The sequence below is a fragment of the Nonomuraea sp. NPDC049028 genome (genome assembly GCF_043197735.1).
In the GTDB taxonomy this organism is placed as follows: Bacteria; Actinomycetota; Actinomycetes; order Streptosporangiales; family Streptosporangiaceae; genus Nonomuraea.
Map to the genome: position 1 here is coordinate 844,631 of NZ_JBICTR010000004.1, position 22,435 is coordinate 867,065.

At 69.1% G+C, this 22,435-nt stretch carries 17 protein-coding genes and 1 pseudogene; 10 read left to right on the forward strand and 8 right to left on the reverse strand.

Annotated elements, in window-relative coordinates:
• The first annotated feature begins 58 nt into the window (after nucleotides 1-58).
• The gene (locus ACGFJ2_RS19295) at nucleotides 59-793 is read left to right on the forward strand and encodes a GntR family transcriptional regulator (RefSeq protein WP_393469928.1); all 735 of its coding nucleotides are present in this window, start codon (nucleotides 59-61) and stop codon (nucleotides 791-793) included.
• Between the two features lie 8 nt (nucleotides 794-801).
• Here the strand turns inward: ACGFJ2_RS19295 and ACGFJ2_RS19300 are convergent, their stop codons facing one another.
• Complete coding sequence (locus ACGFJ2_RS19300) at nucleotides 802-1,377, reverse strand: helix-turn-helix domain-containing protein (protein WP_393469931.1); 576 nt, start codon at nucleotides 1,375-1,377, stop codon at nucleotides 802-804.
• Nucleotides 1,378-1,424: 47 nt separating this feature from the next.
• Here ACGFJ2_RS19300 and ACGFJ2_RS19305 point away from each other — a divergent pair, with 47 nt between their 5' ends.
• The 6 genes from ACGFJ2_RS19305 to ACGFJ2_RS19330 all read left to right on the forward strand — a co-directional run bounded on the left by ACGFJ2_RS19305 (nucleotide 1,425) and on the right by ACGFJ2_RS19330 (nucleotide 10,212).
• Nucleotides 1,425-2,276: a class I SAM-dependent methyltransferase gene (locus ACGFJ2_RS19305; protein WP_393469934.1), complete on the forward strand. Its 852-nt coding sequence runs from the start codon at nucleotides 1,425-1,427 to the stop codon at nucleotides 2,274-2,276.
• 111 nt (nucleotides 2,277-2,387) lie between these two features.
• Nucleotides 2,388-3,263, forward strand: a complete 876-nt coding sequence (locus tag ACGFJ2_RS19310; RefSeq protein ID WP_393469937.1) for a hypothetical protein — start codon at nucleotides 2,388-2,390, stop codon at nucleotides 3,261-3,263.
• A 145-nt stretch (nucleotides 3,264-3,408) separates the two neighbouring features.
• On the forward strand, nucleotides 3,409-4,248 hold the full coding sequence (locus ACGFJ2_RS19315; RefSeq protein WP_393469939.1) for an alpha/beta fold hydrolase: 840 nt from the start codon (nucleotides 3,409-3,411) through the stop codon (nucleotides 4,246-4,248).
• 155 nt (nucleotides 4,249-4,403) lie between these two features.
• A complete protein-coding gene (lanL, locus tag ACGFJ2_RS19320; RefSeq protein WP_393469942.1) occupies nucleotides 4,404-7,064 on the forward strand; it encodes a class IV lanthionine synthetase LanL in 2,661 nt (886 codons plus the stop codon).
• Between the two features lie 218 nt (nucleotides 7,065-7,282).
• Nucleotides 7,283-9,001: an ABC transporter ATP-binding protein gene (locus tag ACGFJ2_RS19325; RefSeq protein WP_358174180.1), complete on the forward strand. Its 1,719-nt coding sequence runs from the start codon at nucleotides 7,283-7,285 to the stop codon at nucleotides 8,999-9,001.
• Entirely contained in the window at nucleotides 9,001-10,212 is a 1,212-nt protein-coding gene (locus ACGFJ2_RS19330; protein ID WP_393469946.1) for a sensor histidine kinase, read from the forward strand. Before ACGFJ2_RS19325 ends, ACGFJ2_RS19330 begins: the two co-directional genes overlap by 1 nt.
• An 81-nt stretch (nucleotides 10,213-10,293) precedes the next feature.
• Here ACGFJ2_RS19330 and ACGFJ2_RS19335 read toward each other — a convergent pair whose 3' ends face one another.
• Both ACGFJ2_RS19335 and ACGFJ2_RS19340 read right to left on the reverse strand, forming a co-directional pair.
• The gene (locus ACGFJ2_RS19335; RefSeq protein WP_393469949.1) at nucleotides 10,294-13,794 is read right to left on the reverse strand and encodes a S8 family serine peptidase; all 3,501 of its coding nucleotides are present in this window, start codon (nucleotides 13,792-13,794) and stop codon (nucleotides 10,294-10,296) included.
• A 205-nt stretch (nucleotides 13,795-13,999) separates the two neighbouring features.
• Nucleotides 14,000-14,425 carry a MerR family transcriptional regulator gene (locus ACGFJ2_RS19340; RefSeq protein ID WP_393469952.1) on the reverse strand — a complete coding sequence of 142 codons (426 nt, stop codon included), beginning with the start codon at nucleotides 14,423-14,425 and terminating at the stop codon, nucleotides 14,000-14,002.
• A 53-nt stretch (nucleotides 14,426-14,478) separates the two neighbouring features.
• Between ACGFJ2_RS19340 and ACGFJ2_RS19345 the strand changes: the two genes are divergently transcribed.
• Entirely contained in the window at nucleotides 14,479-15,435 is a 957-nt protein-coding gene (locus ACGFJ2_RS19345) for an SDR family NAD(P)-dependent oxidoreductase (protein WP_393469955.1), read from the forward strand.
• 38 nt (nucleotides 15,436-15,473) lie between these two features.
• On the opposite strand, the gene ACGFJ2_RS19350 is transcribed toward ACGFJ2_RS19345, so the two are convergent.
• Nucleotides 15,474-16,259, reverse strand: coding sequence for an isoprenyl transferase (locus ACGFJ2_RS19350; protein WP_358174189.1), 786 nt, complete (start codon nucleotides 16,257-16,259; stop codon nucleotides 15,474-15,476).
• Nucleotides 16,256-16,990, reverse strand: coding sequence for a DNA repair protein RecO (gene recO, locus ACGFJ2_RS19355; protein WP_393469958.1), 735 nt, complete (start codon nucleotides 16,988-16,990; stop codon nucleotides 16,256-16,258). Before recO ends, ACGFJ2_RS19350 begins: the two co-directional genes overlap by 4 nt.
• Before the next feature lie 224 nt (nucleotides 16,991-17,214).
• Here recO and ACGFJ2_RS19360 point away from each other — a divergent pair, with 224 nt between their 5' ends.
• Nucleotides 17,215-18,723, forward strand: a complete 1,509-nt coding sequence (locus tag ACGFJ2_RS19360; RefSeq protein ID WP_357947525.1) for a CDP-alcohol phosphatidyltransferase family protein — start codon at nucleotides 17,215-17,217, stop codon at nucleotides 18,721-18,723.
• Complete coding sequence (locus ACGFJ2_RS19365) at nucleotides 18,720-19,439, forward strand: DUF5941 domain-containing protein (protein WP_393469961.1); 720 nt, start codon at nucleotides 18,720-18,722, stop codon at nucleotides 19,437-19,439. The genes ACGFJ2_RS19360 and ACGFJ2_RS19365 overlap by 4 nt, the downstream gene beginning before the upstream one ends.
• A gap of 137 nt (nucleotides 19,440-19,576) precedes the next feature.
• Here ACGFJ2_RS19365 and ACGFJ2_RS19370 read toward each other — a convergent pair whose 3' ends face one another.
• The 3 genes and pseudogenes from ACGFJ2_RS19370 to ACGFJ2_RS19380 all read right to left on the reverse strand — a co-directional run.
• On the reverse strand, nucleotides 19,577-20,272 hold the full coding sequence (locus ACGFJ2_RS19370; protein ID WP_393469964.1) for a DUF6461 domain-containing protein: 696 nt from the start codon (nucleotides 20,270-20,272) through the stop codon (nucleotides 19,577-19,579).
• Between the two features lie 112 nt (nucleotides 20,273-20,384).
• On the reverse strand, nucleotides 20,385-21,509 hold the full coding sequence (locus tag ACGFJ2_RS19375) for a hypothetical protein (RefSeq protein WP_393469967.1): 1,125 nt from the start codon (nucleotides 21,507-21,509) through the stop codon (nucleotides 20,385-20,387).
• A 329-nt stretch (nucleotides 21,510-21,838) separates the two neighbouring features.
• Nucleotides 21,839-22,153, reverse strand: a pseudogene (locus tag ACGFJ2_RS19380) (transposase); the annotation flags it as partial.
• Between the last annotated feature and the right edge of the window lie 282 nt (nucleotides 22,154-22,435).

Consider the following 22,435-nt stretch of genomic DNA (forward strand, 5'->3'; position numbering starts at 1 on the left):
TCTGGATCTCATCGCATACTGGGAGAATCTCCATGACAGGCGACGGACCGGAGGACTGATGGCCGAACGACCCGGCGAGGCACGTGCGGAGGAGCCTGCGGTCAAGCGCAGGAGGCCCCGTGCGGGTAGCGGGGAGTCGCTCGGCGATCAGGCGTACGAGCACATACGCGCCGCGATCCTCCAGGGCGAATACCGGCCCAACCAGCGGCTTCCGGAAGACGAGGTGGCGGCGCGGCTCAACAGCAGCCGCACTCCCGTACGCGTCGCGCTGATGCGGCTGGTCGACCAGGGGCTGGTCGTCCGGGAGCGGCAGGGCTGGGTGGTGCGCGAGCACACGCCGGACGAGATCCGCGAGATCTACGAGGTGCGGTGCGCCCTTGAGTCGATGGCCACCGGGCTGGCCGCCGTGCGCGCGTCCGAGGAGCAACTGGACACGATCGCCGCGTTCTACGACGGGCCGATGGCGGATTTCATCCAGCGCCCGCGGGCCGAGCTGGGGCGGATGAACCGCGACTTCCACGAGGCCATCGTGCGGGCCTCGGGCAACGGCCGGCTGCTGGACGAATGGCTGCGCAACCGCGACTTCGGCATCACGTACAACATGGCCGTCCTCTTCACCCCGGACGAGGTGGTCACGTGTGTGGCGGGCCATCAGCGCATCGTCGAGGCGCTGACGAACCGCGACCGTGAGGGCGCGGAGCGGCAGGCGCGGATCCACGTCGAGGACGTGCAGGCCGCGGCCTGCCGCCGGCTCGACGCCCTGCGGATGTCCGCCGGGCTGTACCTGTCCTGAAGGCCCGGTCACGGCGATGAGCGGAGATGGGTGCGCTCTCCGTCGTGCTCCAGGATGGTCAGGATCTCGGCCGGGCCGTCGTGGGCGCCGAAGGCGTGGGGGATCATGGTCGAGAACTCCGCCGCCTGACCGGTCTCGACCACGATGGTCCGCTCCCCCAGCAGCAGTACGACGGCTCCCGACAGAACGGTGAACCAGTCCCTGCCGGGGTGGACCTTCAGCTCGGCGGGGTCCCTCGGGGGCGGCTTGGTGAGGCGCATCTTGGCCACGGTCATGCCGTTCGGCCCCGGCTCCCGGCTCAGCGTCCAGATGGTCATCCCCCGCGCCTCGTTGCGCTGGGGCCTGATCACCACATCGTCGTCGGTGACCGACTCGACGAGGTGGTCGAGGGTGGTCTCCAGGGCGCGGGCGATCGCGGTCAGCTGGTCGAGGCTGATGCGCCGGTGGCCCGTCTCGATCCGGCTCAGGGTGGAGGGGCTGAGGTAGCAGCGGGCCGCCAGGTCGTCGAGTGACCAGCCGCGGGCCGTACGCAGGCCCCTGATCCGCTTGCGGACCAAGCCGTCGAGATCTCCGTCTTGCTTCATACGCAAGACCTTATGCCAGAGGAGCAAGGTGGACATAGTCTCCGAACATGGCAACCCACCACGACCACTCCACGGCCGGATCCGACGACGCCGTGATGACCGAACTGCTGGATCTCGACGCGGAGGTGCTGCACGCGTACCTGTCCGAGGTGACCGCCTGGGTCCACCAGCTCGCCGGCGACCCGGCCCCCAGCCATCTCCTCGACCTCGGCAGCGGAACCGGCACCGGCACGTTCGCCCTGCTGGAGCGCTTCGCGAAGGCCGAGGTGACCGCGCTGGACATGTCCGCGCCCTATCTGCACCACCTCCGGAACAAGGCTGATGAACGGGGCGTGGCCCACCGTGTCCGCACCGTTCAGGCGGATCTGGACGCGGCCTGGCCCGATCTCGACCCCGTCGACCTCGTGTGGGCGGCCTCGTCCTTGCACCACATGGCGGACCCCGTCCGCACGCTCACCGACGTCCGCACGGCGCTCCGCCCCGGCGGGCTGCTGGTGGCGGTCGAGATCGACTCCTTCCCGCGCTTCCTGCCCGATGACCTCGGCATCGGCCGCCCCGGACTCGAAGCGCGCTGCCACGCCGCAATGGCCGAGGAGCGCAGCGCCCGGCTCCCGCATATGGGCGCCGACTGGGGCCCACTCCTGACCAGGGCCGGGTTCACCGTCGAGACCGAACGGGTCTTCACCGTCGACCTGACGCCCCCTCTGCCCGCCGCCACCGGCCGCTACGCCCAGCTGTCCCTGCGACGCCTGCGAACCGGGCTGGGCGAGCGGCTGAGCGCCGACGACCTGGCCGCACTCGACGCCCTTCTCGACGACGAAAGGCCCGACGGCATCCTGCGGCGGGGCGACCTTCACGTCCGCACCACGAGGACCGCCTGGGCGGCACGACGCCCATAGCCGGTTGACCCACCATGCTCCCGGACAGGTCGGGAGCATGGTGGGTCAACCGGTTGCGGCCGGAAACGGTGCCTCTTGAGAAATTGGATCCAAATTTGTACCCTACGTTGCATGCAATCTTCGAAGCGCTCCTCGTCGGTCGGCCCGCGGACTGAGGCGATCACCACGACGGAGCCCGGCGATGCCGCCCGTGGCGCGGTGCTCCTGCCGTCGCTGCCCGGCAAGCCCGAATTGACCCCCGAAACCGCCCAGGTGATCGAGGAGGTACCGGGCTACCTGGGCGTACCGTTCGTCAGCCCGATCTTCCAGGCGCTCGCGAACTACCCTGACTACCTCGTCCCGGCCTGGAACCGGTTCAAGCCGATCATCGGGTCACCCGAGTTCAAGCAGGCCGCGGCGGGGCTGGGCGTGCCGGCCGGGCTACTGCCCGCTCCGGAGGAGTCGTTGGCGGCCGGTGACACCCGCCGTTACACGATCACGTTCCACCGGCTGCTGCCCGAGATCCTCCTGCTGGCCTCGTGCTGGTACCGAGGGCTGACCGTGGGCGCCCCCGCGACCCTCGCGCTCGACGGCACCACCCCCGATCCGGGCCCGCGTGGCGTCGCCCCGGAAGCGGTCAACATCGTGCCGGACGGCACTCCGCCCGGCGAGGAACTGGCGCGGGTGTACGAGGAGATCCGCACCGTGCACGGTCATCCCCGGGTGCTGAGCTACTACCGCGCGATCGGCGGCTTCATGCCGCAGGTGTGGCGGCGGCTGGAGCCGATCGCCCGCAGCGCGGAGTACGCCGAGGCGCGCGAGCAGGTGCTGGCCGACGCCGCCGCCGCTGCCGCCCGCCTGCCCGTTCCGGTGATCGACACGGCGCACGCGGACGAGGTGGCGGCCATACTCGCGGTGTTCCGGGTCCGGCTGATCCCGTCGCTACTGCTCGACACGGCGGTCGTTCTCGCGCTTCTGGGGGAGAACGCGGCGATCGTCACCACCTGACCCTCAGGCCGTGTCTCCGAGAGCACCGGCCGACCTAGGCCGCTGACCAGGCCCGGGACGCCGACCAGACCCGGGCTCGGGGCACTGGCCGGGGCTCGGGATAATCGTTCGCCCTGACCGAAACGCCGCTGACAGGATCCACGCCATGCCTGCCTTCTCCGCGCCTGACGGAACCACCCTGGCCTACCACGTGTTCGGAGCGGGCACCCCGCTGATCTGCCTGCCGGGCGGCCCGATGCAGGACGCCGGCTACCTCGGCGAACTCGGCGGCCTGTCGGCGCATCGACAGCTGATCATGGTGGACCCTCGGGGCACCGGCCGGTCCGCGACACCGGAGGACACCACCTCCTACCGCTGTGACCGGCTGGTCGACGACGTCGAGGCGCTGCGCGAGCACCTCGGTCTTGACCGGATCGACCTGCTCGCGCACTGCGCCGGCGCGAACCTCGCGGCCCTGTACACGGCCCGGCATCCGCGACGCGTCGGCAAACTCGCGCTGATCACGCCGAGCCCCTTCGCCGTCGGCCTCGCGGTCACCGGTGAGGCCCGGCTGGAGGTCGCGCGGCTGCGCGAGGAGGAGCCCTGGTTCGCGGCCGCCTTCGCGGCCCTTGAGGCGATCATGGGCGGCAAGGCCACCGACGACAGCTGGACGGCCATCGACCCCTTCTTCTACGGCCGGTGGGACGCGGCCGCGCAGGCCCACCACGCCGCTCAGGAGGGTCATCGAAACGACGAGGCCGCCGCCGCCTTCGGCGCCGAGGGCGTCTACGACCCGGCCGCCACCCGCGCGGCACTGGCCGCCTTCGACGCGCCGGTGCTGCTGCTGGCCGGCGAGGTCGACCTGAACACGCCCCCGAGCGTCGTGGCCGAGTACGCCGGGCTGTTCCCCGACGCCGAGTTCGTCGTTCAACCGCGAGCGGGCCACTTCCCGTGGGTCGACAACGCCGACCGGTTCGTGGCGACGACCGCGAAGTTCCTGGGCTGACCGCGAAGTTCCTGGGCTGAAACCCGCGGCGTCGCTCGCCGCCCATCTGACGATCAGTCAGGCGCCGACAGCCCCTGTCAGCGAAATGCAAGACCCGTCGGCCACCCTCCTATGGAGCGCTCCACGAGCGGCGCCGGACTTCGGGAGGTAGTGCCATGGGGGCGGACGCGACCATTCTGCGCGACCTCGTGACCGACGAGCTGGCCCGGTCCGGCGAGGGCGGCTGGGCGATCGAGGCGGCCGATTTCTGGTGCCGGGTCACTCCCGACGGCTATCCGATGCCCGATCAGGGATGGAAGCTGCACGTCTCCGCCACGATGCTGTCGGCTCCCTTCGTACTGGCCCAGGTCGCCCGGGTGCTCATCGAGGCGGGATGCGCCTTCAAGTTCCCCGACCGGCTAGGCGACTACTGGGAGCTGCTCGCCCCGCATTGCGCGCGGGCGCAGGCGGGCAAGTTCGTGACCGCCTACCCGACCAGTGACGCCGAATCTGTCCGCCTGGCCGCCCTCCTCGACGAGGCCACCAGGGGACTGCCTGGCCCGGCGATCCTCTCCGACCGGCCCTACCGCGCGGGCGGCCTCGTCCACTACCGCTATGGCGCCTTCTCCGGGCACCGGACGCTGGGCAACGACGGGTTCTACGAGGTACGACTGCGCGCTCCGGGAGGACAACTGGTCCGCGACGAACGGGCGGCCTCCTTCACCCCGCCGAGCTTCGCGGCCTGCCCTTTCCCTGAACCACCAAAAAAGACCGCAAAAGGGACGTCCGCGGTCATGCTCAACGACCGGTTCGTGGTGCGGGAGGCGATCAGACACGCCAACAGGGGCGGCGTGTACATCGCCGAAGACACGAAGACCGGCCGCGAGGTCGTCATCAAGGAGGGTCGCCCGCATGCCTCCTCCGACCTCAGCGGCCGGGACGCCAAGGACCGGCTGGCTCTCGAACGTTCGGCTCTCGACGACCTCGCCGCCACCGGTGGCGTGCCGGCCGTCGTGGACTTCTTCGAACAGGGCGGCCACGCCTTCCTCGCGGAGGAGCTGGTGCCCGGCCACACCGCGCACCGATGGACGGAGGCGCACGCGACGCCTCTCGGCCGGGACGGCTTCGGCTGCCCGGCCGAGCAGGTCATACCGGTCGTCGCACGCCTGGTCGGCCTGCTGCAGAAGGTGCATGAGCAGGGCTACGTCTTCCGGGACCTCTCCCCCGGCAACGTCATGATCCTGCCCGACGGCCAGATCCGGCTCGTCGACCTCGAGTACGCGGCCAAGCGGGACAGCACCGTCATGATCGGCGGCACCTCCGGCTATCTCGCGCCGGAGCTGGCGCCGTACTCCGGAGCCTTCCGCCAGGCGCCCACGGCGGCGGCGGATCTCTACAGCCTCGGCGCGCTGGTGTACTTCCTCGCGGTCGGCGCCGAGCTCGGCCTGGCGGAGGACGAGGAGGCCGGCCCGGCTTGGGGCGCCCGCGCCGGCGACCTCCTGGCCAGGGTCGCCGAGGGCAACCCCGCTCTGGCGGCGCTCCGGCCCATGGTGGCGGGCCTGCTCGCCGAACCCGAGGACCGCTGGACGCTCGACGCCTGCGCGCGCTTCCTGGCCAAGCTCCGAGAGCCCCTCGCGCGACGCGTTCTTCCGTCTCGCGTGAGCGCGGACGACCTGGTCGCCGACGGGCTCGCCTGGCTGGCCGAGACCATGGACGACCGCGCCGACAGCCCGTCCCCCTGGCCCAACATCACCTATGGGCTCGAAGCCGACCCCTGCGCGGTGAGCGCCGGCGCGGCCGGCATCCTCCCGGTCCTCCCTCCCGAACAGGCCGGCACCGTCTCGCGCTGGCTCCGCCGCCGCCTCGCCGAGGAGGACGTCTGGCCGTCCGGCCTCTACGCCGGGCGATCCGGCGCCCTCTGGGCGTTGTACGAGGCGGCGCGGGACGCGGAGTCGAGGGACTTCGCGGTGCGGGCCGCGTACCGGCTGCCGACCGACCATCCCAGCCCCGACATGACCCACGGCCTGGCCGGGTGCGCGATGGCCACCCTGCGCCTGGCCATCCGCGCGGACGACGCCGCGCTGCGCGAGCGGGCCGCGCGGATGTTCCAGAACCTGCACGACGCGCGGTCCTCGCTGGACGGGCGCCCGCAATGGCTGACACCGGCCTCCCATGACTCCAGCCTCGCCGGCACCAATCACTTCGGCTTCGCCCATGGCCTGGCGGGAATCGGCACCGCCCTGCTCTACGGGGGCGTCGCCTTCGGCCAGGCGGAGTGGCTGGAGACCGTGCGCGAGGTGGCCCACACGTTCTACGCGCACGCCGATGTCGAACGGGGTGCGGCCTGGTGGCCGTTCCGGCGTGACGAGCCCGAGTCCGTACGGCCGCGCCGCCCCCACTGGTGCAGCGGATCGTCGGGCGTCGGCTCGTTCCTCATCCGCTACTGGCACGCCACCGGCGACCCGATCGCGCTGGAGCTCGCCGAGCAGGCGGCGGTCGCCGTACACCGGACGAGGTGGCAGTCGGGCTCGGTGCTGTGCCACGGCCTGCCGGGCGAAGGCGACTTCCTGCTCGACATGGCCGAATTCACCGGAGACGAGCGGTACCACCGATGGGCGGAGGATCTGGCCACCTGCCTGACCGCGCGGGCCGTCAGGCGCGCGGGCCGGCTGCACGTGCCCGACCGCCTGGGCCGGATCCTGCCGAGCTACCTGGGCGGGGCCGCAGGCGTCCTCGCCTTCCTGCTGCGCCTGCGTCACGGACATCCGCGCCTGTGGACGCTCGACGACGTCATCGGCCGCCCAGCCCATGAGCTCACCGCGCTTCGAGCGCGGTGATACCCGAAGGAACGGAACCAGAGAGAGGGGGAGAACATGTCTTTCGACGTTCAGGACCTGCAGAACCTGCAGGAGCGTGAGCCGAGCACCTCGGAGTCGGCGCTGCTGAGCAACTGCATCAAGCACCCGGGTTGCACCGACACCAACTGATGAAGATAACGGCGTGCGGCTTGGCATCGGCCGCACGCCGTTTCCAGATCTCCGAGAGGGCAGGCGTCGTGACGACCCGCAGGATCATCCGGCTGTTCGCGCCGTATCGCCGCGCCGTCCTGCTCGTCGTGCTGCTGGTCGCGATCTTCTCCGCGCTGAACGCGGCCGTGCCGCTGCTGACCCAGGTCGTCTTCGACCGCGCCCTGTTCGGCGCGGGCGGCCCGCGGCCCGGCCTGCTGGCCCTGATCGCCGCTCTCGCGGCGGTCGTCGCGGCCGGGGCGGCGGGCGTCGACCTGGCCCAGGCGTGGATCTCGGCCCGGATGGCCCAGCGGGTCATCCACTCCTTGCGTACGCGGCTGTTCGGCCACCTGCAGCGGATGCCGCTGGGCTTCTTCGCCGCCGCCCGGAGCGGCGAGATCCAGTCGAGGCTGGCCAACGACACCGACCAGATCGAGGACGCGATCAAGGACACGCTGCCCAGCCTGCTCGGCAGCCTGCTCGGGTTCCTGTTCGCGCTGGGGGCGATGTTCTCGCTGTCGTGGCGGCTCGCGGCGGTCACCCTCTGCCTGGCGCCGGCCATCCTGTGGGTCACCGCCCGTTCGGGACGCGCGCTCAAGATCCTCTCCGCCGCCGGCCAGCGCGCCCGCGCGGAGATCGCCTCCATCGCCGCCGAACGCCTCTCCCTGGGCGGCATCACGCTCGCCCGGGTGCACGGGCGCGACGGCCACGAGGCCGCGGTGTTCGCCGCGGAGAGCGAACGGCTGGCCGGGCTGGGCGTCCGCGCGAGCCTGGCCGCTCAGTCGGTGCTGAGCGCGGGGCACATCTTCTTCGTCCTGACTCCGTACATCGTGTTCGTCGCGGCCGGGCTCATGGACGGGATCACGCCCGGCACGCTCATGGCGTTCGTGGTCCTGCAGTCGAGGCTCTACCAGCCGCTCTGGCAGATCCTGCACATCTCGACGGAGTTCCGCACCGCCCAGGCGGCCTTCGAGCGGGTCTTCGAGTACCTGGACCTGCCGCCGGAATCGCCCCCTCCCGTGGGGGGAGCAGGGGCGGGTGAGGTGAGCGTCGCGGGCGCCTCGTACGCCTACGCGGGGCCGCAGGGCGAGACCCGGTGGGCGCTCCGCGAGGTGACCCTCGACCTGCCCGCCGCCTCCGCCACCCTGATCGTCGGCCCGAACGGATCGGGCAAGACGACGCTCGGCCACCTGCTCGCCGGTCTGTACGAACCGGCGGAGGGCTCCGTACGGACCGGCGGACGCGTCTGCCTGGCCCCACAGGAGGCTCTGCTCTTCCAGGGCTCCATCGCCGACAACCTCCGCTACGCCGCCCCCGACGCCGGCCTGGACGACCTGGTCGCGGCCTGCGCGACCACCAGGATGCACGAGCGGATCATGGCCCTGCCCGACGGCTACGACTCCGTGGTCGGCGAGCGCGGGGCGCTGTTCTCCGGCGGTGAACGTCAGCGCCTCGCCCTCGCCCGCGCGCTCCTGAGCGACGCGCCCGTCCTGGTCCTGGACGAGGCGACGTCCGCGCTCGACCCGCTGGCCGAACGCGAGGTCGTCCACGCGGTTCTGCGGCGCCGCAGGGGGCTGACGACGGTGATGATCACCCATCGATTCGGGGGCCTGGACGCGTTCGACACGGTCGTCGTACTGGACGGCGGACGCGTGGCCGAGTCGGGCACGCCTCCGGAACTGCTCGGCGACCGGCGCGGCCTGTACGCGCGGATGGTCCGCGCCCAAGCCGTCCAGCGGCGCGCGGAGATCGCCGCTAACATGCGCTGATGCGGGTAAAGCTGCTGTCGTCCCTCAGACGGCTGGCCGCGATGAACCCTTTCATCGTCGACCTGGCTTTCGGCGCGGCGGTCGCCGCCATCACCTTGACGTTCCTGTTCTCCGTGGGCGGGACCGAGGCGGGTTACGCGGAGCGTCCCCTGGACGCCGTCGGCGTGGGATTGACGCTGGTGACCAACCTCGTACTGGCCTGGCGGCGGCGCGCGTCCCTCACCGTGCTGGCGATCTCCTGCGCCGCGGCGTTCGTCTTCCACCTGGCCGGTTACGACTCCAGGTTCAACGAAGTGGCGCCGCTGCTGGCGCTGTACACCGTGGCCAGTCGGTGGCGTCCGGCCGTGTCGCTCCCCTGCGTGCTTCCCATGACGGCCGTCTGGTGGCACGCCGCGTTCCTCGCCCCGCCCGACTTCGCCTGGCCGAACGTCCTGCAGGTGAGCATCATGGTCGCCGTCGCCTGGACGTTCGGCAACAGCACCCGGATGCTGGTCGAACGCAACAAGCAGCTGGCCCACCTCACCGGACGGCTGCGCCAGGACCAGGAGGACAAGGCGCGGCGCGCCGTCACCGAGGAACGGGTGCGCATCGCCCGCGAACTGCACGACGTGGTCGCCCACCACATGTCGGTCATCGTGATCCAGGCGGGACTCGCCCGGTACGTCTTCGGCACCGACCCCGCCACGGCGCGCGGCGCGCTCACCACCATCGCCGACACCGGCAGCGAGGCCATGGGCGAGATGAGACGACTGCTGTCCGTCCTGCGCATAGAAGCGAGCGACGACACGGATGGCTACGACCCGGCACCCGGTCTGCAACGGCTCGAACAGCTGGTGGAACGGGTGAACTCGGCCGGCCTGCCGGTGAAGATGTCGATCACCGGCGCCGTACGCCCGTTACCTCCAGGAATCGACCTGTGTGCCTACCGGATCGTCCAGGAATCCCTCACCAACGTGCTGAAGCACGCGGGCCCGGCGACGGCGACGGTCTCGCTCCATTACGGCGCCGAGCTGGAGCTGCGCGTCACCGACGACGGCAGCGGGCCGGCCGTCACCCCGGACGGTGATGGTCACGGCCTGATCGGCATGCGCGAACGCGTCAAGCTCTACGGGGGAACGGTCACGGCCGGGCCGAAGCCGTCAGGCGGCTTCGAGGTCGCGGTCACCCTGCCCCTGGCCTCCCCGGCTATGGACGATCGCCCTTCACCATGAAGGCGAACCTGCGATACTGCAGACGCCCTGAAAAGCCTCCCGGGCCCGCCTTAGAGGCGGGCCCGGGTCATTCTGGCTGTTTCACGAGACCTTGTCGGGCCGCTCCGAGATGCGGATGGCGTTGACGATCGTCATGCCCTGCCGCGTGGCGAAGCGGACGTTGAGCTGGCCGTCGGTGACCTTCACCGTGTACTGCCTGCTGACGGCCGTGTACGTGCCCGCCTCCAGCGCCAGGTCCAGCGCCGGGATCGCGAGCTGGCCCTCGACGAGGACGTCGAAGACCCGGCGGCCGATCTGCGTCGACTTGACGTCGGCGAAGTCCAGCTCGACGGTGTACGTCCCGGCCGGCACGTTGTCGAAGCGGTATTCCAGCATCCCTTCGCGGGCCGACTTGAACAGCGCCTGGTCGTCGGTGCCCTTGATGGCCTTGGACGAGGTGGTCGTACGGGTCGAGGTGGCGATATACCCGTAGCCGCCGGTGCTGTACTTCTTGTCGGCCGTCCACGCGTCACCGGCGGTGTCCGTCACGGCCTTGGTGCCGCCGGCCTCCAGAGCCACCTGGAGCTTGGGCACCACGACCGTCACCGTGACCTCGATGATCGGCTGCCGCCCGCTGGCCGACTTCACGATCAGCTTGCCCGAGCGGTACGTGCCCGGCTGGACGCCGGTGCTGGACACGCTGACCTTCAGCGTGACCGCCTGCCCCTTGGCCAGATCGCCCGCCGTCGGTGTGACGCCGATCCAGCTCTGCGCCGGGTCGGTGGTGACGGTGTACGCCGTGGGCGAGCCGAGGTTGGTCAGCTCCATCGTGCGGGTCCTGGCGGCGTTCGTGGGCATCACCACGGTCAGCTCGCTGACCGAGGGGCTGACCCGGCCGGTGACCAGCGCGGTGTCGATCCTGGTGACCGTCGTCGGCGCGATCGTGACGCTCTTGGTGAAGGTGCCGTAGTTCTCCTTCGACACCACCACCTCATAGTCACCGGCCAGGACCTGCCCGTAGAAGGCGCCGTCCTCGCCGGTGGTGTAGGTGGCCACGTCGCCCACCTTGACCGTCGCGCCCGCCAGCGGCTTGCCGTCGTTGGCGTCGGTGACGGTGCCGGTCACCAGGCCGTGCCTGCTCGCGATGAATGTCAGGCCCTGCCCGGCGGACAGCGCGGCCTCCTCGTTGGCGTACTGGAGCGCGTCGGTGCCCGTCGCGTTCTCGATGCCGATCGTGGCGCTGGTGCCCTTGTCGCGCTCGCTCTCGATGTCCTTGTAGCGGTAGCTCATCGTGCCGTCCTCGCCCAGCAGGGCGGCGAACGAGACGCGCTGATCGGTGGCCGAGTAGAACTTCGCGTTGCGCCACTCGATCACGAACTGGCGGTGCGGCGCCGTCCCCGTGACACCGGTGTAGACGCCGCTGTCGGCGTCCACCACCAGGTCGTCCCAGTACGGGTAGACGGCGTTGTTGGGCGTACCAGCGCTGGGCAGCTTGCCGTTGCTGCCGGTGACGACCTTGTCGGTGGCGAAGGTGGCGAACCCGTTGGTGCTGATCCACGCCTTGCTCTGCCCCACCCCGTAGAACGGGACCGGGAACGGCAGCGTCACCTGCTGCGCCTCGTCGTCGCCCGAGAGCGCGAGCTTGTCGGTGCCCGCGACGTACGGGGCGGCGGCACTGCGGCAGGTGTAGCCGAAGTCGTCACCGCGCAACGGCAGCTCGACATCCTTGGTCACGTCCCCGGCCACCGTGACGGACGCCGTGGCGCTGCTGGCGCAGCGGGAGGCCGGAGTGATCGTGAGGTCGTAGGTGCCGTTCGGCAGCGACATCCGGTAACGGCCGGCGGCGTCGGTGACCGCGCTGACGGGCGTGCCGGCCGCCTCGACCTTGGCGCCCGGCTCCGGCGTGCCCGCCGTGGTGATCGTGCCGGTCACCACGCCCGTGGCCTTCTGGGTCATCACCACGTCGGCGGTGGTGCTCTGGTCGGCCGCGATCGTCGCCGTCGCGCTGCCCTTGTCGTAGCCGAACTTCTCTGTGGCGATCTGGTAGTCGCCCGGCAGCAGGCGCGGGACGGCGTACGTCCCGTCCGTACCGGTGACCACCGTACGGCTCAGCGGCCCGGACAGGGTGACCGTGGCACCGGACACCGGGCTGCCCGCGGCGGTGACCGTACCCTTGAGGTCGCCGAGACCCCCGCGCGGCGCGGCGGACACCGCGGCGAAGGCGTCCAGGCGGCCCTCGCCCCACACGTTGTTGTCGGCGGCGGTGCCGCCGCAACTGGTGTCGTTGACGTCGATCGCGGTGCTGTCGAGCAGCGGCCGGGTGGCGGCCACGTCACCCTGGAGCCCCGGCGACGCCGACCAGATCAGCGCCACCGTCGCGGCCAGGTGCGGCGAGGCCATCGACGTGCCCGTGTAGCTGTCATAACCGTTGCCGGGCACCGAAGAGCGGACGTCCACGGCGGGGGCGGCCAGGTTCGGCTTGATCTCGCCGTTCTCGCCCTCGCCCTTGCTGGAGCGGGCGTACAGGACGTTGTTGACGTCGAAGCCGCCCGCGCTGTAGCTGTTCACGTACTGGCCGGGCGAGCCGCTGGTCCGGCAGGCGGGCCCCTCGTTGCCGTTGGCGAAGGCCGGGAAGATGCCGGCGGCGACCCACGCGTCGACGATCTCCTTGTACCAGGGGTCGAAGCCCACGCCGCCCCAGGAGTTGTTGACGATGTCGGGGGCCAGGTCGGGGCGCGGGTTGGCGCCGTTCAGGTCGGTGGGGGCGAGCATCCACTGGCCGGCGGCGAGCAGCGAGGCGTCCGTGCAGGTGTTGACCTCACAGCCCTTGGCGGCGATCCACTTGGCGCCGGGCGCCACCCCGATGCCGTTGACGCCGACCATGGTGCCCATGACGTGCGTGCCGTGCCCGAGGTTGTCGCAGGGCGCCGCGCTCGGGCAGATGTGCGCCGGGTCGAACCAGTTGTAATTGTGGTCGACGGAGCCGTCAGGGCTCCGGCCGCGGTAGGCGGCGGCCAGCTCGGGGTGGTCGAACTGGGCGCCGGAGTCGATGGTGCCGACCACGATGCCCTCGCCGCGGTCGCCGAGCTCGTTCCAGACGCGCGGGGCGTTGACGCGGTCGATGTTCCACTCGACGGCATTGACCTTCGCCTCGGCCTTGCCGGGCGCCGGCTTCGGCAGCGGCACGGTCCGTACGGGGTCGATCCGGTCCACTTCCGGCAGGTTGGCGATCTCGGCCGCCAGCTTGGGGTCGGCGGTCACTCTGACGGCATTGACGATCCAGTACGGGGTGTAGTCGGCCTTGTGGGAGTCCAGAAGCTTGCGCAGGGCCGCCTGCGAGCTGCCGGCCTTGGCGGTCTTGGCCTCGAAGACCTGCTCGGCCTTGTCGTCCTTGGTCGTGGCCCGGCGGGCGCCGCTGAGGTCGGCGGTGCCCTTCAGGCGTACCCAGAAGGTGGCCTTTCCGTCCGCTGCCAGGTCGGCCTGGACGGATTGATTGATCTTTCCCGGATCGGGCGCGGCTTGGGCCACGCCCTGGGGGAGGATGAGGGTGACAGCGGCGGCGACCGCGATCAAGATCGCACGCCAATGGGGGGTGGACGGCACACGCTCTCCTTCACGCCATGGAGTAGAGCTGATCTTTACGCCTATGGGGAGAAGAGTGAAGAGAACGTGTCAGCTTTGCAAGGGCTCGACCATAACAAGACATGACTTGTCATGAAATGTGATCTGGTAACTGCAGGGGACGGCCGCGCTGCCCGACCTCGCGCGTGCAACCGATGCGCACACAGCGGGTGCATCTTGACCACGCCTACGGAGACGGCGTCGGCGACCAGAGTCCGGCCGCGGTTCCGTCCTCGACATGCTTGCGATAGGTGAGGACCTTGCCATGGATGATCTCCAGGCTCGCCGTCAAGTCGGCGATCTTGTCCCGGACGGTTCTCTCATGCTCCTCCAAGAGCGCGAGCCGCTCCGGCTCGTTGCCCGGACCTGATCGAACAAGTCGGGCGAACCTCTTCACGCCGGCGATGGGCATGCCGGAGTCCCGCAGCCGGTTGCACAGCAGGAGCCACTCCACATCCTCCGGGTCATAGACCCGCTGCCCCCCGGCTGTGCGCGGGATCGGGCGGAGGAAGAGCTCCTCCCGTTCGAAGAACCGCAGCGCGTGCACACCCAGCCCGGTCGCCTTCGCGACGTCGCCGATGGAAAGCCCGTCTCCAGTTGCGGTCTTACTCATGCCGTTCCGCCTAGCTTGACCTAGATTGCAGTCTAGATTCTAACGTTCGAGGCATGGCAATCACGCAACACAAGATCGGTTCGGGGTTCGACGCGCACAGCACCGCGAACGACGTTCTAGCCGGTATCCAGCTATCCGGCAAGAACGTCCTGGTCACCGGCGGTTACTCGGGACTCGGCCTGGAGGCCACAAGCGCGCTGGTCCGCGCCGGGGCACACGTCATCGTGCCCGCCCGCCGTCCTGCGGTGGCGAGGCAGGCGCTGTCCGGCGTTCCGCGAACGGAGGTGCACGAGCTCGATCTGTCGGACGCCGACAGCATCCGGACGTTCAGCCACCGGTTCCTGGAAACCGGCCGCACCCTCGACATCCTCATCAACAACGCGGGCGTCATGGCCTACCCGCACAGGCTCATCGCTTCCGGTTGGGAAGCGCACTTCGCCATCAACCACCTCGGTCACTTCGCTCTGGTCAACCGGCTGCGCCCGGCGCTGTCCCCCACCGGGGCACGAGTGGTGTCCGTGGCCTCGTCCGGGCACTTCCTGTCCGACATCCGCTGGGACGACCCGCACTTCCGCCACGGCTACGACCATTGGTCGGCCTACGGGCAGTCCAAGACGGCCAACGCCTTGTTCGCCGTCCACCTCGACACCCTCGGCGCGGCCAGTGGCGTGCGTGCCTTCGCGGTGCACCCCGGCAGCATCCTCACTGAACTGCAACGGCGCATCCCCCAAGAAGAGCAGATCGCCCAGGGCTGGATCACCCGGGACGGCCGGCACGCCGACGGTTTCAAGACTCCAGCCCAGGGCGCGGCGACGGCCGTATGGGCGGCCACCTCGCCCCTGCTCGACGAGCACGGCGGCGCCTACTGCCAGGACTGCGACGTCGCAGAGCCCGCGATCACCGATGACATGCTCATCGGCGGTGTCAAGCCGTGGGCGGTCGATCCCGACTCCGCATCCCGGCTCTGGGCGCTCTCCAGCGAACTCACCGGGCTGGATCGCTTCTCCTGACTCGGGGGTGAGGTCACCACGCGCCCTGGCTGGATCGTCTAGACCTGGTTGGGGATCTGGTTGGGGATCGCCCCGCCGTAGCGCCTGTCGCGCTTGGCGAAGGTCTCGCACGCCTCCCAGAGATCGCGGCGGTCGAAGTCCGGCCAGAGCCGGTCGAGGAACACCATCTCGGCGTAGGCCGACTGCCACAGCAGGAAGTTGGAGAACCGCTGCTCCCCCGACGACCGTACGAACAGGTCGACCTCCGGGATCTCCGGCTCGTCCAGATAACGGGCGAAGACCTTCTCGTTGACCTTCGACGGCTTGACCCGGCCCGCCGCGATGTCATCGGCCAGCCGTAGCGCCGCCTCGACGATCTCCGCCTGGCCGCCGTAGTTGACGCAGAACTGCAACGTCAGCTTGCGGTTGTCCTTGGTCAGCTCCTCGGCGGTCTGCAGCTCGGAGATCACGCTCTTCCACAGGCGGCCCGGCTTGCCCGCCCAGCGCACCCGTACACCCATCGCGTGCAACTCGTCACGGCGGCGGCGGATGACGTCGCGGTTGAAGCCCATGAGGAAGCGGACCTCGTCGGGCGACCGCTTCCAGTTCTCCGTGGAGAAGGCGTACGCGGAGAGGTAGGGAATGCCCAGCTCCAGGGCACCCTCAATAACGTCGAACAGCGACGCCTCGCCGGCCTTGTGCCCTTCGGTGCGCGGCAACCCGCGGGCCTTGGCCCAGCGGCCGTTGCCGTCCATGATGATGGCCACATGCTTGGGCACCAGGTCACGCGGAATCGGCGGCGCAACCGCGCCGGACGGATGCGGGGTCGGGGGTCGGACATTCACGCAGGCTCCCTTTCGACGTGTCGGAGAGAGCGTATTCCGTGCTCGAGGTGCCATTGGAGGTATGCGGCGACGAGGCCGCTGCACTCGCCGCGATGCCGTGACTGCGACGCGTCGGCCGTGACCCAGTCGCCGCGCAGCAGCGCGGTCATGAGCCCGATCGTCTCCCCCGCGGGCACCACCGATCCGGACGGTCTGCACGCCCCGCACACCACGCCACCGGCCACGATGGCGAACGCCCTGATCGCCGGGGCCTGGCACCGGGCGCACGCGTCCAGCGCGGGGGCGTAGCCGGCGACCGCCAGGGAGCGCAGGAAATAGGCGTCGAGCACCAGCCTGGCCTCGTGCTCGCCGTCGGCCAGCGTACGCAGCCCGCCCACCAGCAGCAGGAACTGCCGCAGCGCCGGCTCCTTCTCGCCCTGCGTGAGCCGGTCGGCGGTCTCCAGCATCGCCGTGCCCGCGGTGTAGCGGGGATAGTCGATCGCCAGCGCCTCGCCGTAGGGCCTGATGGTCTCCGCCTGCGTGACGACGTCGAGCGTGCGGCCGGTGTGCAGCTGCAGGTCGACGTGGGTGAACGGCTCCAGCCTGGCCCCGAAGCGCGAGGTGGTGCGGCGCACGCCCTTGGCCACGGCGCGGACCTTGCCGGTGCGCTTGGCCAGGATGGTGACGATGCGATCGGCCTCACCGAGCTTCTGCGTGCGCAGAACCACGCCTTCGTCACGATAGAGACTCACTCGCCCATCCTATGGCGCGCCAAGGTCATGCTCGGGTGGAGTGGCTTCGCGAAGCCCGGGTGAAACGGTGGCGCGAGGCTCGGGTGGAACGGTGGGGCGAAGCCCGGGTGGAACGGCTTCGCAGAGCGCGGATGGAGCGACTTTGCGCAACCCTCACTAGACTTTGACGTCCGTCCCCGCTCTACCCGTTGTTCAACCCCCCGCAACCGCCTCGAAAGGGAGTCATGACCCGCGTGGTCCTGCTGGGCTCTTCGCCCGGCCCCGACACCGCTCCGACCGGCCTGAGGCTGGCCGCGCTGCCTGGCAATCCCACCGTGGCCGAACGGCTGCGCAGCCAGATCCTCTCCCTGGATCCGCAGCCGGCCACGATCGAGCCCGGCGACGTGGCCTCCGCTCTGCGCGCGCTGGCCGACGTAGCCGAGTCCGCAACGGAGAACCTGTTCCTGATCCCGGACAACTCGATCGTCCACGACGAGCTGATCTACCAGATCACCAAGGCCAAGCGCGGCGCGCTGGCCCTCGTCGCCAAGGAGCCGCGCCCGGACGTGGTCGACCAGGCGCAAGAGGAGATCGTCCCGATCGACGAGGCGGAGCCCGAGATCGGGCTCAACAGGCTCGAAGGGCTGCCCGTCCGCGCACGCGCGGGCAAGTCCCGCATCATCTCCGTCGGCACCGCCAACCACGCCGTGACCAGGCCCAACACGGCGCTGCTCGGCCCCCTCCACGTGAGCGCGCGCAACGCTCCCATGCTGGCGGAGACCTGCCGCGAGCTCGCCGACATGGCCGGCTCGTTCGGCGCCGACGACGACCTGATCCAGCTGATCGTCTTCGGCCTGGTCCGCAAGGGCGTGTCCGTCGGCATCCGCGGCCGCCGCGACCTCTTCTACCGCCGGGTCACCACCCAGGAGGAGGTCAACGAGGCCGGCACCGAGATGTCCGGCATCGACGAGGACCGGGCCAGACTCAACAACGCGGTCAAGGGTGCGGATGGCTTCTTCACCACCTATTTCGTCTCCACCTACTCCCGCTTCATCGCCCGCTGGGCCGCCCGTCGCGGCCTGACGCCCAACCAGGTGACGCTGATCTCGATCACGCTCGGCGTGCTCGCCGCGGCCTGCTTCGCCACCGGCGCCCGGCCGTGGATGGTGGCGGGCGGCGTGCTGATCTACTTCGCCTTCGTCTTCGACTGCGTCGACGGCCAGGTCGCCCGCTACGCCCGTAAGTTCGGCGTGCTCGGCGCGTGGCTCGACGCCACCTTCGACCGCTTCAAGGAATACGTCGTCTTCGCCGGCCTGGCCATCGGCTGGGTCGTCTCGGGCAACGGCGATGACATCTGGATTCTCGCGCTGGCGGCGCTCGGCCTGCAGTCCACCCGCCACCTGCTCGACTTCTCCTTCGGTGTCTCCAACCGCCGCAAACCGCCCGCCCAGCTGCCCACGCTTCCCCTGGACGCCCCCGACGACCGCGCCCTGCGCAAGGCGCTGGAACGTCGTAAGGTGGAGCGCAGTCAGGGCATCCGCGGCGTGCTCAAGATGTGGACCCGCGCCGGGCGGTTCCGAGCGGTGCACTGGGCGCGTAAGATGATCGTCTTCCCCATCGGCGAGCGGTTCGCGGCCATCGCGATCACCGCCGCCCTCTTCGACGCCCGCATCACCTTCCTCACCCTGGTGATCTGGGGCTCCGTCGCCGCCGCCTACACCCTCACCGGACGCCTCATGAGGTCGCTCGCATGATCACCGCACCACTGGCCGCAGCTACCCCCACGCCGGATCCCGACGAGGAACGCCGCCGCATCCAGACCGCCCGCCTACTCGCCTACCGCGACGACGGCCCCCTCGTACACGCGCTGGCGGGCCGCATCGGCAAGGGCATCCCGCCGGTCCCGGCCACCTTCGTCGCCCTGCTGGCGGTGGTGGCCGTGACGGTCACCGGCGTACTGAAGCCGGGCCCGATCCTGCTCCTGCCGCCGCTGATCGTCCTCCTGCTGGTCCTCCCGACCGCGCCCCGAGACCACCTGGGCCGCCTCGACTGGCTCACCCCACCGCTGCTGCGCGGCGCCGAGTTCCTCACGATCATCGCGGTGGGGCTGGCGGCCGACGTACCGAAGTGGCTGCTGTTCGTGCTCGTGTACGTGGTGGGCTACCACACGTACGACACCGTCTACCGGACGCGGCAGAGCATCTGGCCGCCCGCCTGGGTCTTCCACGCGGGGCTCGGCTGGGAGCTACGCCTGCTGATCATCGGTGTGAGCGCGGCGCTGGGCGTACTGCCGGCGGTGCTGGCGGTACTGACGGCGTACCTGTTCGTCCTGTTCGCGGTGGAGAGCGTGACCAGCTGGGTCCGCCTCGACAAGGCCTCTGCCCAGGCAGGCGCCGACGCCGAACAGGACTTGGAGGCCTCCCCGGAGGACGCCATGGAACAGGCCACCGGAGAGGCCGAGAAGGGCTGACTCCCTTCCCTCCCCTTGCACCACCCCTGTGTGTCATGCGGGGGTGGTGTTTTTCTTTCTGTACGAGCTACTACACGACGCAACTCAATGCCCCTCACCGAACTACGGGACGTCTTCTCCCGCATCGACATGTTCAGCTACGGGCCATCTTGCCGAATCGCCGCAAACAGATCGGCGGTCGGAAGCGAGGTTGTCGCCAGTTGCCCGTCTTCTAGAGGGGCGTCGGCCTGCGAGCCGATAACACCGCCCATTAGCGATCCGTTCAGGACTTTCTTGGACAAGACAACGCCTGTCAGCCGGGCGGCGAGCATAAGCGCTTCGTTCATTGTCGGAGCCTCGGCGCTGATATCCGCCTCTCGCGTGACAGGGTCTCCCGGGAGGTACGTCGGATGGACACCCACCTCCTGCATCGCGTCCAGGACGCAATCCGGATCGCTGCCGTACCGCCATGCGGGCTTCCTCGGATCGAAGGAAGTCAGCCGATCCCCGTCGATGGCGTACACGAACAGATCGGTGGCGTAGTCGTGCCGCATTACGGATACGAGCTCCGTTCCCGCCGACAGGGCTCGCACGGCTTCGGGTTTTGTCGCCTCGCTGCCGTTCCGCTCGATGAGCACCACCCAGCCCTCAAGGCGCCCAGCTAGAGCCGTGTGCGGAAACAGTCCCTCGTCAGTCAGCTCCCTGTAGGTCACCGGCCGGATGCTCTCTTCGGCGGCGCCTAACCGCCGCAGTGCCTCCGCCTCATCGAGATCTCGTACGAAGGTCAGACACCATATGTCGCCTAACTCCCACCCGCGGGCGAGCCAGCTGACATCGGCGTAAGTGATTTCCACTTACACCCCTCCTTATCCGTCATCTGCTCTCCGAAAGCGAAGAGAGGCGGGACGTAGCCATCCCGCCCTTGCGAGTCACCTCAGGATGGCTTTATCCAGAAGGCACCCCGCTTCAGAATTCCATTTTTTCGTACCAGGCGCCCAGGACATGACCATGATCTCGGTTATGGGCGACCCTGATCAACAGGACTGAAAAATTGAAGCCCGAGTTCGCCCCAAGGGACCTCTCATCGGTCGAAGCAAAGGGGTACTCGTCGCAGTTCAGGGCCGGCCGAGAGCCGGGTAAGTGGGTGGGCTGCTCGGGTCGGTCAGCGCCTTCTTGATGTGGTCGTGCTGCTGCGTCGCAAGACGATGCAGCATGGGCCCCCTTCTCAGCAGCCGCGCCGAGCTGTGCGACGAGGGCGCCCGCGAGGGCCACACCCAATAGCACGCCCATCGCCTTCCCAGTGTCGATCAGCGTGGCGCGTACCCATCGTTTCTCTTCGTCTGGATTCTTCCAGACCCCGAAACGGACCGCTTCCCAAGCGAGCACGAAGGCGGCCGCTGCGGCATATTGGTAGCCCACTCTCCAGCCGCCCTCAGCGATGATGGAGGCGGCGACCAAGATCAGCCCGAAAGCAAACGAGATCAGCGTGAGCCGGGTGGCGCGGACGACTCGCGGCATACGTTCAGCGACACCGCTCGGAGCGTGCTCCATGGATGCCCGCTTGGGAATGAGATCCCTTGGGCGTAGCGCGCGGAATCGCCTTAGGCCGTCCCTCCAGCTCGCCAGGAGTTCTCGCCGCCGCTTGCACACCAATCTAGGCCGCTTGGCGATGCCCTTGTAGAAGAGGAAGGTCTCGCGCTTGGATAGGAGAGAGACGAAGCCTACTCCTCTGATGTCCTCCCTATCCAGGAAATGGCCATTCCTCGCCCTTTCCTGCCAACGGGGAATGTCGATGATGACATGCCCATCCGACATCGTACGGCCGGGCTTCTTATGGTGCCTGCAATATTTCCACTCTCCGGGAACTGGAGTTCTGCAAGGCTTATCGGAGCGGGATTGCTGGGTGTGATAGTACTTGCAGGCTACTGGCCATACCCGCCCCCTCAGCACCCAGAGCATCACCCGAAGCACTACCACGAAAGGCAGAAAAAGGAACCCCAGAATGAGAGGCCAAGGTATCGGACTGGCCGAATCGAGCCATTTGGCGAAGATGGCAAAAAGCTTGCCCATGAGCTCCAGAAAGTCCGCCATCACATCATGAAGCCATCAAATGGCCGCTGCACGAAGGTGAGTGTGATGTAGATTACCGGTTAGTGTTTACTGGATGACGTCGCCATGGCCACGGCGTCTGAGGCGGATCTTTGTTGAGATACAGCTTGTCCGTGAAGCAGGCGGTCGGGATTGGCGAGATGCGGGATCGTGTCGATCCGCCCACCTACGACCTGAGCGCAACCACCGACCAGCGCTATGTCGAGTACACCGGCGGGTCCAAGATGCCGTCGTTGTGCCACTCGTGGAAGTAGGCGTAGGCGGTCTGCCAGGGCGGGTAGGCGTAGAGAGATAGCGCCAGGGATGCCGGTGCGGTTGACGTAGAGGATGGCGTCCAGGATGGTGCGCAGGTCGTGCTCGGGCGGGCATCCGATGTCCAGGGCGTTGTCGCGGCGTTCGGCACGCCAGGCGGTCAGAACGGGTTCGACGAGTGCCCATCGGGCGTCGGACAGGTCGCTGGGATAAGGTCGCTGCTTCGTCACGTCTTCGGGGTGCTTCCGGGTGAAGCGGCTGTCCAGACGAGCGTCCGGCCGTCGATCAAATGTGAGTGAAGCCCCCCTTTGGCATGAGACATGATCTTTCGGGGCAAGACAGGCGAGGTGCGCCCGCGCGAATTGCCGATCCATCGGCAATGTAGGTCAAAGCGTGCATAGGTCGGCGATCGACCTGCTGAACAAAGCGGGTTATATACCGCCAAGTTGACCTGAACGCCCACTTAGGCGGGTGCCGCGCCGCTTCCGGCGCCTCGGGTCTGGAGGCTCTGCGCTCCGGGTCGGGTTGCCATCGAATTACCTGCCTACCGCAGGTGTCCCCGACTTCTGGAGTCGAATCTCGGCGTGTAGATTTCTGGCCAGTTCGTCCAAGGTCTCTCCGCAACGCAGGTTGGAGAGACCGGTGTTCTTGGGCAC

What these genes read in the sequence shown, in the direction of transcription:
- ACGFJ2_RS19295 (WP_393469928.1), top strand. Translation starts at nt 59, where the DNA reads ATGGCCGAACGACCCGGCGAGGCACGTGCGGAGGAGCCTGCGGTCAAG.
- ACGFJ2_RS19300 (WP_393469931.1), bottom strand. Translation starts at nt 1,377, where the DNA reads ATGAAGCAAGACGGAGATCTCGACGGCTTGGTCCGCAAGCGGATCAGG.
- ACGFJ2_RS19305 (WP_393469934.1), top strand. Translation starts at nt 1,425, where the DNA reads ATGGCAACCCACCACGACCACTCCACGGCCGGATCCGACGACGCCGTG.
- ACGFJ2_RS19310 (WP_393469937.1), top strand. Translation starts at nt 2,388, where the DNA reads ATGCAATCTTCGAAGCGCTCCTCGTCGGTCGGCCCGCGGACTGAGGCG.
- ACGFJ2_RS19315 (WP_393469939.1), top strand. Translation starts at nt 3,409, where the DNA reads ATGCCTGCCTTCTCCGCGCCTGACGGAACCACCCTGGCCTACCACGTG.
- lanL (WP_393469942.1), top strand. Translation starts at nt 4,404, where the DNA reads ATGGGGGCGGACGCGACCATTCTGCGCGACCTCGTGACCGACGAGCTG.
- ACGFJ2_RS19330 (WP_393469946.1), top strand. Translation starts at nt 9,001, where the DNA reads ATGCGGGTAAAGCTGCTGTCGTCCCTCAGACGGCTGGCCGCGATGAAC.
- ACGFJ2_RS19340 (WP_393469952.1), bottom strand. Translation starts at nt 14,425, where the DNA reads ATGAGTAAGACCGCAACTGGAGACGGGCTTTCCATCGGCGACGTCGCG.
- ACGFJ2_RS19345 (WP_393469955.1), top strand. Translation starts at nt 14,479, where the DNA reads ATGGCAATCACGCAACACAAGATCGGTTCGGGGTTCGACGCGCACAGC.
- ACGFJ2_RS19360 (WP_357947525.1), top strand. Translation starts at nt 17,215, where the DNA reads ATGACCCGCGTGGTCCTGCTGGGCTCTTCGCCCGGCCCCGACACCGCT.
- ACGFJ2_RS19365 (WP_393469961.1), top strand. Translation starts at nt 18,720, where the DNA reads ATGATCACCGCACCACTGGCCGCAGCTACCCCCACGCCGGATCCCGAC.
- ACGFJ2_RS19375 (WP_393469967.1), bottom strand. Translation starts at nt 21,509, where the DNA reads ATGGCGGACTTTCTGGAGCTCATGGGCAAGCTTTTTGCCATCTTCGCC.